The organism is Kitasatospora sp. NPDC127067 (genome assembly GCF_042724755.1).
GTDB classification, from domain to species: Bacteria; Actinomycetota; Actinomycetes; order Streptomycetales; family Streptomycetaceae; genus Kitasatospora; species Kitasatospora lactacystinica.
This window is the reverse complement of sequence record NZ_JBHXEM010000116.1, coordinates 1-11,827: the sequence shown is the minus strand read 5'-3', so window position 1 is coordinate 11,827 and position 11,827 is coordinate 1. Positions and strand designations below refer to the sequence as shown.

Annotated in this window: 9 protein-coding genes; 8 read left to right on the top strand and 1 reads right to left on the bottom strand. The window is 74.1% G+C overall.

The genetic code is table 11. The features are described from left to right. Positions 1–373 precede the first annotated feature (373 nt). Positions 374–1,159, top strand: a complete 786-nt coding sequence (locus tag ACFWJ4_RS32655) for an MHYT domain-containing protein (RefSeq protein ID WP_380550566.1) — start codon at positions 374–376, stop codon at positions 1,157–1,159. A 120-nt stretch (positions 1,160–1,279) separates the two neighbouring features. Here ACFWJ4_RS32655 and ACFWJ4_RS32650 read toward each other — a convergent pair whose 3' ends face one another. Continuing rightward, positions 1,280–3,064, bottom strand: a complete 1,785-nt coding sequence (locus ACFWJ4_RS32650) for a hypothetical protein (protein WP_380550563.1) — start codon at positions 3,062–3,064, stop codon at positions 1,280–1,282. Between the two features lie 749 nt (positions 3,065–3,813). Between ACFWJ4_RS32650 and ACFWJ4_RS32645 the strand changes: the two genes are divergently transcribed. The 7 genes from ACFWJ4_RS32645 to ACFWJ4_RS32615 form a co-directional block, all read left to right on the top strand. Beyond that, positions 3,814–5,214, top strand: a complete 1,401-nt coding sequence (locus ACFWJ4_RS32645) for a PLP-dependent aminotransferase family protein (protein WP_380550560.1) — start codon at positions 3,814–3,816, stop codon at positions 5,212–5,214. After that, on the top strand, positions 5,211–6,326 hold the full coding sequence (dpgA, locus tag ACFWJ4_RS32640; RefSeq protein ID WP_380550557.1) for a 3,5-dihydroxyphenylacetyl-CoA synthase DpgA: 1,116 nt from the start codon (positions 5,211–5,213) through the stop codon (positions 6,324–6,326). Before ACFWJ4_RS32645 ends, dpgA begins: the two co-directional genes overlap by 4 nt. A 21-nt stretch (positions 6,327–6,347) precedes the next feature. Beyond that, a complete protein-coding gene (gene dpgB / locus ACFWJ4_RS32635) occupies positions 6,348–7,031 on the top strand; it encodes an enoyl-CoA-hydratase DpgB (RefSeq protein WP_380550554.1) in 684 nt (227 codons plus the stop codon). Beyond that, positions 7,028–8,329: a (3,5-dihydroxyphenyl)acetyl-CoA 1,2-dioxygenase DpgC gene (dpgC, locus tag ACFWJ4_RS32630; RefSeq protein ID WP_380550551.1), complete on the top strand. Its 1,302-nt coding sequence runs from the start codon at positions 7,028–7,030 to the stop codon at positions 8,327–8,329. Before dpgB ends, dpgC begins: the two co-directional genes overlap by 4 nt. Before the next feature lie 63 nt (positions 8,330–8,392). After that, positions 8,393–8,620, top strand: a complete 228-nt coding sequence (locus ACFWJ4_RS32625; RefSeq protein WP_380550548.1) for an MbtH family protein — start codon at positions 8,393–8,395, stop codon at positions 8,618–8,620. After that, entirely contained in the window at positions 8,617–10,647 is a 2,031-nt protein-coding gene (locus tag ACFWJ4_RS32620; RefSeq protein ID WP_380550545.1) for an ABC transporter ATP-binding protein, read from the top strand. Before ACFWJ4_RS32625 ends, ACFWJ4_RS32620 begins: the two co-directional genes overlap by 4 nt. Further along, the coding region (locus ACFWJ4_RS32615; protein ID WP_380550543.1) for a condensation domain-containing protein at positions 10,644–11,827 on the top strand (1,184 nt) is incomplete at its 3' end. The genes ACFWJ4_RS32620 and ACFWJ4_RS32615, both read left to right, overlap by 4 nt.

Genomic DNA, 11,827 nt, shown 5'->3' with positions numbered 1-11,827 from the left:
TTCTTTTTATACGCGCCTCCTTTCCCCCGGGGTTTATTTCCGGGGGTTTTACCGTGCCCCCCCGGTTCGGGGGGGGCACCCCCGCCGTCGGACGGAATTTTTCAAGGTGTTTCACAAAAGGGAAATTGACGCCCCGCCGCGAAAACGGCCTGACCAGGCGCAATGTCGATCATGAACCGCCGTCATCGGCGGATTCCCCTGAAAACCCCTCAGCAATTCCGTCGGCCGCCGATTTCGCGGAATCAAATTGATCGCTATACGATCCATCGGGAATCGGATCCTGATCCCCCGCCGGAACGGCAACCCCACAGTCGCCGGCGCCCCGGGCAGGAGAGCACTCCGCCCCCTCCGCAAGAACGCACCCCAGGTGGCCATGCATCCCCACACCGCCCACATCGACGGGTTCCACTACGGCTGGATCAACCCGCTCCTGTCCTACCTCATCGCCTGCACCGGCGCGGCGCTCGGACTGCGCTGCACCGTACGGGCCCTGACCCTGCCGCCGGCCCGCCGCCTGGGGTGGCTGCTGCTGTCCGCGGTCGAACTCGGCTGCGGCATCTGGACCATGCACTTCATGGCGATGATGGGCTTCGCCGTCACCGGCTCGACCGTCGTCTACCGCGTCCCCGAGACCCTCGGCAGCCTGCTGCTGGCCGTCGTGGTCGTCGGCGCCGGCGTCCTGTACGTCGGCTACCGCCCCAGGACGACGGCGTCCCTGCTGATCGGCGGCACCGTCACCGGCTGCGGTGTCGCGGCCATGCACTACCTCGGCATGTCCGCCATGCAGGTCGAGGGCGAGGTCTCCTACGACCCCGTGCTGGTGGCCGTCTCCATCGCCATCGCCGTGGCCGCCGCCACCGCGGCGCTGTGGATGACCCTCAACATCACCGGCTTCGCGGCCTCGCTGGCCGCCTCCCTCGTCGCCGGGGTCGCGGTCACCGCCATGCACTACACCGGGATGGCCGCCGTCTCCGTCCGACTGGACGAGCGGTTCCGGGCCGACGGCCTGCCCGCCTCCCAGTTCGTCGTGCCGCTGGCCGTCGCCATCATGGCCGTCATCGCGATCGGCGGGTTCGTCCTCACCCTCTCCCCGCCGGAACCGGTCGACACCCCGGCCCGGGAGCCGCTGCGCGTCAAGCTCTTCGACCGCAGCAGCTGACCGACCGCAGCAACCGACCGACCGCCGCGCCGTGGGCACGGCGCCGACGCGCCCCGGGGGCGGCCCACTGTCCAGGAGGGTGACGGACAGCGACCGGACGGGCGGTGGCGGGCCCGGCCGTCAGGGCCGGGCGGGTGCCGGGTCCTGGACGCGCCCCTGCAGGGCCTTGGACAGTTCGGCGACGCAGGAGGCGAGTTGTCCGGTCGTCAGCTGCCCCGGGTCGCCGCCGCACCCGGCCGCCGGTGCGGCCGGTGTCGGGGTCGGGGCCGGGCGTCCGCCGGGCGCGGTGATGTCGCCGCTCAGCGACACCAGGTTGGGGGTCACCGTGGCGTCGCCCGACAGGTCGATGTAGTCCTGGGTCTGCCCGTTGAAGTCCACGAAGCCGCGCCACATGTCCCGGCCGAACGGGACGATCTCCTGCAGCGCGCCGCCCTGCCCGGCGCTGATGGTGATCGACGTCTGCTGCGCCATGTACGACACCATCCGGCTGGCCAGCACGTCCAGGTTCACCGACGGGCTGTCGTCGCCGCGCACGTACACGTGCAGGTCGTTGAGGCCGCCGCCGACCCGGTCGGCCTGCAGGACGGCGAAGGCCACCACCAGTTGCGAGGAGCTCTCCCGCGGCACCAGCGGCGTCACGTAGTACAGGTGGCCGTCCGCCCTGGAGCGCAGCAGGAACTCGCCCGGGTTGACGGCGTTGGTCGACGCCGAGGTGTGCGCGTAGCCGAAGCCGCGGTCGTCCTTCGCGCCGCGGCCGCCGAGCCACTGGATCTCGTGGATCTGCGAGCGGACCACCGAGGCCGGGTAGACGGCCCCCGGCAGTTCGCCCGGGGCCACCTCCGCCCGGTACGTCATGCTCGGGCGGCCGTCGGGCGAGCCGCGCAGCACCAGCACCCCGGCGGGTTCCAGGACGGTGCGCTGGTGCCAGCCGGTCTGCCGGGCCACCGAGATCACCACCACCGGCTGGGCGGTGCGGGGGTCGGTGCCGTCGCAGTAGCCCCAGATGTCCTGGTCGCTGTGGACGAGGTCCGGGAAGCGCTCGGCGAGCAGGTTGCGCAGGCTGACGGCCCCGGTGCCGGCGAAGGCCCGGCCGAAGGCGTGCTCGCCGCGGAAGGCGCAGGTGGTGACGGAGTTGGAGCGGCCGTCCCAGACGGCGACGCCCTCCATCGGCTGCTCGCCGGAGCCGTCCAGGACGGCCGTCCACACGCCGCCGCCCGGCGAGGCGTCGGGCAGGTAGTGCAGGCTGTGGCCCATCAGGTGGACCCCGGAGGTCAGGCCGGCACTGTCGGTGAGCGCCTTGGTGGCCGCCGCGTAGGAGGCGGTGCGGGCCTCGAAGTCGAAGTCCGGCATCGGCGCGGTCTTCACGCAGGCCGGCACGTCGGCGGTGCCGACCAGGTCGCAGCGGGTGCCGTCGCCGGCGCGGGTGTGCTCGGTCACCGGCAGGACCGAGCGCGGTGTGCCGGCCCCGCCGGCGGGGACGTCGAGCACGGTGGCCGCCGCGTAGAAGCGGCCCTCGTCCTTGTCGTCGTCCCACAGTCCGGTGCCCGTGCGCACCAGCGAGCCGGCCACCGCCAGCAGCACCGCCGCCAGTGCCAGGCGCACCCGCCACCCGCCGTAGCCGGCCCCGGACTCCTGGGCGACGTACGCGACCACGCCCACCGTGCCGCACAGCCCGATCGCGACCCAGAGCCAGAACAGCGGCGCCGCGTCCAGCACGCCGCCGTGCGGGAGGAACTCCCGCTCGATCAGCAGCACGTAGCTCTGGTCCTGCTGCCCGAACCCGCCGAACACGGTGTGCTTGACCAGCCGTACCAGCAGCGCGACCAGCGGCATCCACAGCCACCAGACGGCCAGCGCCGTCAGCCCGCGCCGCACCACGCCCCGCCGGACATCACTCTTCGTCACACGCCACCCCTGTCCCCGCCCCGGCCGCCCGCTGCCCCGCGCGCCGGTCCGCGACCTGACGGCGGGCGTCCGATGGTACGCGCCGCACCGCCCCGGCCGCCGGGATATCGCACGGCCAACCATGCGCCCGCCCAAGGGGTTTGCCGTCCGGCGGCCTCTCCCGGGCCGCGCTCCCGGCGGCCCGGGCGCCGCCTGCGGGGGCCCGGGTTCCCGCGCCGGGGCCGGGGCGGGAACCGGCCGGGCCGCCGGGTCCGGCGGCCGCCACCGGGCCCGCCGGTAGCTGACCGTGACGGGACCGGAACCCTCAGCACTTGACAGTCTCTTGCCCTGAGGCGCGTACTGGAACAAGGACAAACAGCAGACAGGGCCCTGTGCTCCAGGATTTCCGTTCGATCTCCGCGGCCGGTGCGAGGCGGCGACAGGGCGTCGGGATGCTCCGCACCCCCGCGTCGTGCCCGGCCCGGTGCCTTCGACGGGCCCTTTCGTGTGCCGGTACCGCGCCCGCACCACCGGACGGTGCACGGGCGGTGACGCCGCCGGGGGCCGGAGCCCGTGGGCCGGGTCCGAGGGGCCGCCATGAGGTTGAAGTCGAAAACGGCCGATGTTCGAACGCGGGAGGACGCCGCCGGCGCACCGCCGGCGGGACGCCGCCGCATCGCCGCTCTGCCGCGCGTCCTTCACGCGAGCCCCGGCATCCGCCCTTCCGACGGACTGCCGTCCTGCGGCTCGTCGACGGAAAGGCGGGCACCATGGTGCTCGATTCGACAACCCTGCACTCGAGCATCGAGGACCCGGTTCTCGACCGGATGAACTTCCTGAACGAGATCACGTCCAGCTACCCGGACGCGGTGTCCTTCGCGCCGGGGCGGCCCTATGACGGCTTCTTCGAGGTCGAGGAGATCCACGCCCACCTGCGCCGGTACGCGAAGTACCTGGAGAGCCGGGGCGCGGGGCCGGCCGAAGTGCGCGACGGCTTCTACCAGTACGGGCCGGCCGCGGGGCGGATCCGCGAGCTGATCGCGTACTGGCTGCGGCAGGACGAGGGGCTGGAGGTCGCGCCCGAGGCGATCGTGGTGACGGTCGGTGCGCAGGAGGCGATGTTCCTGGTGCTGCGCGCGCTGTTCGCAACGCCCGAGGACGTCCTGCTGCTGGTGACCCCCTGTTATGTCGGGATCATCGGGGCCGCGCGGCTGCTGGACATCCCGGTGGTCGCGGTGCCGGAGCGTGACGGGCGGCTGGTGGTGGCCGACATGGACAAGGCGGTGCGGGCGCAGCGTGCGGCGGGCCGGCGGCCACGGGCGGTGTACGTGGTGCCGGACCACGCCAATCCGACCGGGTCCACGCTGGACCTGGCGACGCGGACCGCGCTGCTGGAGCTGGCCGAGCGCCACGGGCTGCTCGTCCTGGAGGACAGTCCCTACCGGCTGAGCGGCCCGGGGCCGCGGCAGCCGATGCTCAAGGCGCTCGACCGGTCGAGGAGCGTCGTCCAGCTCGGCAGCTTCTCCAAGACGCTGTTCCCCGGCGCGCGGATCGGCTACGTCGTGGCCGACCAGGAGGTGCGGGGCGGGCGCGGCGGGGCGCGGCTGCTCGCGCGGGACCTGGCGAAGGTGAAGAGCATGGTCACGGTGAACACGTCCTCGCTCAGCCAGGCGGCCGCGGCGGGAGCGCTGCTGGGTGCGGACGGCCGGCTGTCCGTGCTGAACGCCAGGGCCGCCGAGCACTACCGGCGCAGCATGGCCGCGACGCTGGCGCAGTTGGAGCGGTGGCTGCCCGAGGGGCGGCGCCGGGAGCTGGGGGTGGGGTGGAACCGTCCCGAGGGCGGGTTCTTCCTCACGCTGCGTACCGGTTTCCGGACCGGCGCCGCGGCCCTGGAGCGTTCGGCCCGGGACTTCGGTGTGCTCTGGACGCCGATGGAGTTCTTCCATCCGTACGGCGGGGGCGAGCAGGACATCCGGCTCTCGATCAGTTATCTGACGCCCGGGCAGGTGGCCGAGGGCGTCGAGCGGCTCGCGCGGTTCGTGGAGGCGCTCAGCGGCGAGCGGCACCCGGACGGGACGCACGGAGGCGGGACGTACAGAGCCGGGACGTACAGAGCCGCGGCGCACGGCGGCGACGTGCCCGGCACCGGAACGGAGAGTGACGCATCATGACCGCGGCCCTGGAGCGAGCAATGGTCGCCACGGCCCCGCGCATCCTGAGCGTGGGCACCGCCGTGCCGCCCGAGCACTATTCCCAGGAGGAGCTGCTCGACCTGTTCGGGATCACCGACCGCAAGGTGCGCTCGGTCTTCCTGCTGGGCTCCATCCGGCAGCGTTCGCTGGTGCTGCCCCCGGCGGCGCCCGACGGCTCGCGGGTGCGGGAGAGCCAGGGCGACCTCCTGGACAAGCACAAGGCGTGGGCCGTGAGCATGGGGTCGGACGCGATGTCGGTGTGCCTCAAGCGGATCGGGGCCGACCTGTCCGAGGTGGGCTACCTGTGCTGCGTGACGTCGACCGGCTTCCTCACCCCGGGCCTGAGCGCGCTGCTGATCCGCGAGCTCGGCATGGACTGGCACACGGCGCGGGCCGACATCGTCGGCATGGGCTGCAACGCGGGGCTCAACGCGCTGGCCGTGGTGGGCAACTGGGCCGCGGCCAATCCGGGCCGGCTGGCCGTGATGGTCTGCTCGGAGGCCTGCTCGGCCGCGTACACGATGGACTCCACGATGCGTACGGCCGTGGTCAACAGCCTCTTCGGCGACGGTGCGGCGGCGGTGGCGGTGATGGCCGACCCGCGGGGCGGCGAGGGGGCCGAGGAGGAGGGGTCCGGCCCGCGCCCGGAGGGCCCGCGGATCCTGCGGACGGCGAGCGTCACGATCGTCGACGCCATCGACGCGATGCGCTACGACTGGGACCGCGACCAGGACCGCTTCAGTTTCTTCCTGGATCCGCAGATCCCCTACCTGGTGGGCGCGCACGTGGAGGGCGTCGTCGACCGGCTGCTGGCCGGCACGTCGCTGCGCCGCGACGACGTGGCGCACTGGCTGGTGCACTCGGGCGGCAAGAAGGTCATCGACGCGGTCGCCGTCAACCTCGGGCTGACCCGCCACGACCTGCGCCACACCATCACCGTGCTGCGCGACTTCGGCAACGTCTCCAGCGGCTCGTTCCTCTTCTCCTACGACCGGCTCCTGCAGGAGGGCGTGGTCCGCGACGGCGACTACGGCGTGCTCATGACCATGGGGCCGGGTTCGACGATCGAATCCGCGCTCATCCAGTGGTGAACCGACGCGAGGGAGACCGCGATGCCCGTCAACGCCCTGCCCGAAGGCCCCGTGCTGCACGTGGACGGCGGCCGGGAGATCTCGGCCGAACTGACCGAGGCCGTCGGCGCGCTGTGCGACGAGGCGGAGTCCGCCGGAGCCGACTTCGCGACCCTGTACCTCTCCGGCGCCCCGACGGGCGAGGCGGTGGCGAAGCCGGCCGACGTGGCCACCGTGACGAAGTGGGAGCGGGCCGTACGGCGCTTCGAACGGCTGCGGCTGCCCACCCTGGCGGCGGCGAGCGGGGAGTGCGGCGGCGCGGCACTGGACCTGCTGCTGGCCACCGACGTGCGGGTGGCGGCACCCGACCTGCGGCTGCAGGTGGCCTTCCACGGGCAGGCCGTGTGGCCCGGCATGGCCGGCTTCCGGCTGGTCCAGCAGCTCGGGCCGGCCCCGGCGCGCCGCACGGTGCTCTTCGGGATGCCGATCACCGCCCGTGAGGCCCTGGAGCACTGCCTGGTGGACCGGGTGAGCACGGACCCCGGACGCACCCTGGCGGCCGCGGCCCGGCTGCTGCGCCGGCTGTCCGGCCCCGAACTCGCGATCCGCCGCCAACTGGCCTTCGACGCCCAGTGGATGAGCTTCGAGGACGCGCTCGGCCCGCACCTGGCCGCCTGCGACCGCTCGCTGCGGCGCGCCCGGGCGGCGGACGGGGTGACGGCGTGAGCACCCCGAACGGGCGGGCGCCCGCCGCCGTACGGGAGCGCGCCGCGGACGGCTTCGACCGGGCGGCCCGGCAGCTGCCGCCGTTCCCCGAGCCCGGGCCGCGCACCGGCGGCCCGCCCGCCGGCACCGAGCGGGCGCTGGAGGACGGCCGCGCCCGGCGCACCGCCTTCCTGGACCTGCACGCCGAGGCGCTGTACGACCGGCTCACCGAGGGCCGCACGCTGCGCCCGCGGCTGGAGGCCCTGGTGGAGGGCGCCGCGCTCGCCGTGCCCCACCTGGTGCCCACGCCCGCGCAGCTGCGGGCGGAACGGGCCCTGCCGGTCGCACGGCGCCTGGGCTACGAGATCGACCTGGGCGTCCTCCTGCGCGGGCTGCTGCGCTGCCCGGCCGCCGGCCACCACCTGATGGACTCCATGCTGCGGCCCACCGGGCGCGCGCTGGCCCTGCTCGGGGAGTTCCGGGCCACCGGGGTGGTGCGGATGGAGAGCACCCGGCTGGAGCGGCGCGCGGGGGTGGCCCGGATCACCATGTGCGCCGGGGACCGCCTCAACGCCGAGGACGAGCAGCAGGTCGACGACATGGAGACCGCGGTCGACCTCGCGCTGCTGGACGGGCAGTGCGAGATCGGGCTCGTCCGGGGCGGCGAGATGACCCACCCGCGCTACGCGGGCCGCCGGGTGTTCAGCGCCGGGATCAACCTCAAGCGCCTGCACGCGGGCGAGATCACGCTGGTCGGCTTCCTGCTGCGCCGCGAGCTCGGCTACCTCAGGAAGCTGCTGCTCGGGCTGCGCACGGACGAGGCGTCCTGGCGCTACCCGCTCACCGACATGCCGTGGGTGGCCGCGGTGGACGGCTTCGCGATCGGCGGCGGCATGCAGCTGCTGCTCGCGGTGGACCACGTCCTGGCGGCCTCCGACGCCTATCTGAGCCTGCCGGCCGCGCAGGAGGGGATCGTCCCGGGCGCGGCGGACTTCCGCCTGCCCGCGGTGACCGGCCCGCGGCTGGCCCGGCAGATCATCCTCGGCGGGCGGCGGGTGCGCGCGAGCGATCCGGAGGCCCGCACGCTCGTCGACCGGGTCGTCGACCCGGCGGAGCTCGACGGGGCCGTCGAGCACGCCGTGCAGCTGCTGCGCGACCCGGCCGTCACCGCCAACCGCCGCATGGTGAACCTCGCCCTGGAGCCGGCGGACGGCTTCCGCGCGTACATGGCGGAGTTCGCCGTCCAGCAGGCGCTGCGCGTCCACGCGGCGGACGTGCTCGGCAAGGCGGGCCGCTTCACGGCCCGGCCGCCCGGCTGAGGCCCCCCGGGGCCCTCCCCCGCCGCCCCGGCGGGCGGCCCCCGAACGATTGAGGAGACCGAGATGACCAGCCCCTTCGACGACCCGGACGCCTCCTACCTCGTCCTGGTCAACCCCCTGGGCCAGTACTCGCTGTGGCCGGCGTTCGCGCAGACACCCGCCGGGTGGCGGATCGCCCACGGCCCGGGCGCGCGCGACGAGTGCCTGGAGTACATCGACCGGGTCTGGAGCGACCAGCGGCCGCCGGGCCCGGTCACGGCCACGAACGGCAAGGAGGTCGCCGCGCCATGATGGCCGGCCCGGGCCCGCTGATCACGGTACGGGCCACCGGCGGCGACGGGCCCGACCCGGCCCGGGGCCGGGTCAGGCCCGGCACCGCGCGGCGGATCCGGCCCTACCTGCGGCCCTACCGCCGGCAGATCGCCGCGCTGCTGAGCCTGACCGTGGTCGACGCCGTCATCACCGTCTCCACGCCGCTGCTGTTCAAGGTGCTCATCGACCACGGCATCGTGCCCCACGACCGGGGCGTGGTGGCGGCCGCCGCCGCCGCGGTGGCGGGCCTGGCGCTGCTGCAGGCACTGGTGGGCTTCTTCGTCAGCCGCAGTTCGGCGCGCATCGGCGAGGGGCTCGTCTACGACCTGCGCACCGAGGTCTTCCAGCACGTGCAGCGCCAGCCGCTGGCGTTCTTCACCCGCACCCAGACCGGTTCGCTGGTGAGCCGGCTCAACACCGACGTGATGGAGGCCCAGCAGGCGGTGACCGTGCTGCTGTCCAACGTGCTCTCCAGCCTGGTGGTGCTGGGCCTGGTGCTCGTCACGATCTTCCTCCTGTCCTGGTTCGTGGGCCTGGTCGTGCTCGTCACGGTGCCGCTGTTCGTGCTGCCCGGCCGCGTCGTGGGGCGCCGGCTGCAGCGCAACCTGCGCACGTCGATGCAACTGGACGCCGAACTCGGCTCGTTCATGCAGGAGCGCTTCAACGTGGCCGGCGCGCTGCTGGTCAAGCTCTACGGCCGGCCGAAGGGCGAGGCCCGGCGGTTCGCCGGCACCGCGGCGCAGGTGCGGGACGTCGGCGTGGTCACCTCCGTCTACTCGCGGATGCTGCTGGTGACGGTGACGCTGCTGGCCTCGCTCGCCACCGCGGTGGTCTACGGCGTCGGCGGCGAACTGGTGATCGACGGGGCCATCCAGATCGGCTCGCTGGTGGCCCTGGCCACCCTGCTGGCGCGGCTCTTCGGCCCGATCAACCAGCTCTCCAACCTGCAGTCGAACTACCTCACCGCCCTCGTCTCCTTCGACCGGCTGTTCGAGGTGCTCGATCTCGAACCGCTGATCGCGGAACGGCCCGACCCGGTCGTGCTGCCCGCCGCGGCCCGGTCCCCGGCCCCGGAGATCGAGTTCGAGGACGTCTCCTTCCGCTACCCCTCCGCGAAGGACGTCTCCCTCCCCTCGCTGGAGACGCTGTCGCTGCCGGCCCCGGAACGCTCCGGCAACGCCGCGGCGCTGCGCGGGGTGAGCTTCCGCGCCCCGGCGGGCCGGCTGACCGCGCTCGTCGGGCCCTCCGGCGCCGGCAAGACCACGATCAGCCAGCTGGTCGCGCGGCTCTACGAACCCACCGCGGGCACCGTGCGGATCGGCGGCCACGACGTGCGCGACCTGTCCCTGGCCTCGCTGCACGACACCGTCGGCATGGTGACCCAGGACGCGCACATGTTCCACGACACCATCCGCGCCAACCTGCTCTACGCCGAGCCGGACGCCACCGAGACGCAGCTCGTCGAGGCCTGCCGGGCCGCGCAGGTCTGGGACCTGGTCTCCGCGCTGCCCGACGGGCTCGACACCGTCGTGGGCGACCGCGGCTACCGCTTCTCCGGCGGCGAGAAGCAGCGCCTGTCGATCGCCCGGCTGCTGCTCAAGAAACCGACCGTGGTCGTGCTCGACGAGGCCACCGCCCACCTGGACTCCGAGTCCGAGGCGGCCCTGCAGAAGGCGCTGTGGACCGCCCTGGCCGGCCGCACCGCCCTGGTGATCGCCCACCGCCTGTCCACCGTCCGCGAGGCCGACCAGATCCTCGTGGTCCAGGACGGGCGCGTGGTCGAACGCGGCCGGCACACCGACCTCGTCGACGCCGACGGCCTGTACGCGGAGCTCTACCGCACCCAGTTCGCCGAACCGCCCGCGCCGCGCCCGGAAGCCGAGCAGCACTCGGCGAACGGCTACGGCGACCTGCCCCCGCTGCCGCGCGGCGGAGGGCCCCTGCGCCGGCTGCCGCCGCCCCAGACGGCGCCCGAGCCCGGCCGACCCGAACGGAGAGCACGATGAGCCAGTTGACGGTCGAGGACGTGTGGCCGCTTTCCCCGCTGCAGGAGGGACTGCTGTTCCACGCCTCGTACGACCAGGACGCGCCCCGGGACGTGTACGTGGGGCAGCGGATCCTCAACCTCGACGGGGACCTGCGCCCCGAGGTGCTGGAGGCGTCCTGGCAGGCGGTGCTGGACCGGCACGCGAGCCTGCGCGCCGCCTTCCGCTCGCGCGCGTCCGGCGACACCGTCCAGGTGATCGCCAGGGGCGTGCGGATCCCCTGGACGTACGCCGACCTCGGCGGGCTGGGCGAGGAGGAGGCCGAGCGGGAGGCCGCGCGCCTGGCCGAGGTCGACGCGCGGCGCTTCGACCTCGGCGTGCCGCCGCTGCTGCGGGTGCTGCTGCTGCGCGCCGGCCCCGGCCGCCACCGGATGGTGGTGACGATGCACCACATCCTGATGGACGGCTGGTCGCTGCCGATCCTGTTCGGCGAGCTGTGGGAGGTCTACGGCAACGGCGGCGACGCCTCGGTGCTCCCCAAGGTGCCGCAGTACCGCGACTACCTCGCCTGGCTGGTGCGCCGGGACACCGACGCCTCGCGCGCGGCCTGGCGCGCGATGCTGGCCGGGACGGAGGAGCCCACCCTGGTGGGCCCGGCCGACCGCGGCGGCCCGCCGGTGATGCTGCGGCACGTGGTCGAGCGGCTCGGCGACGACCTCGCCGAGCGGCTGCGGGAGACGGCGCGCTCCGCCGGGGTCACCTTCAACCGGGTCTTCCAGGTCGCCTGGGCGCTGCTGGTGGGCAAGCTGTCCGGCCGGCTGGACACCGTCTTCGGCGCGACCGTCTCCGGCCGGCCCGCCGAGGTGCCGCAGGCGGACCGGATGGTCGGGCTGTTCATCAACACCGTGCCGGTGCGGGTGCCGCTGGACCCGGCCCTGCCCTTCCGCCGGGCCATGGCGGCGCTGCAGGACCAGCAGACCGCCCTGCTCGACCACCAGCAGCTGAGCCTGCCGGAGATCCAGCGCGCCGGCGGTCCCGGCGCGGTCTTCGACACCCTGATGGTCTTCCAGAACTATCCGCGCGGGCCGATGGCGGCCCCCTCGGCCGGACCGGCGGCGCCCGCCGGGCCGGGCCGGGCGCCGCGGCCCGCCGACGGCTCGCCCCCGGGCGAGGGCCTGGGCGGCACGGCGCTGCGCAGCGG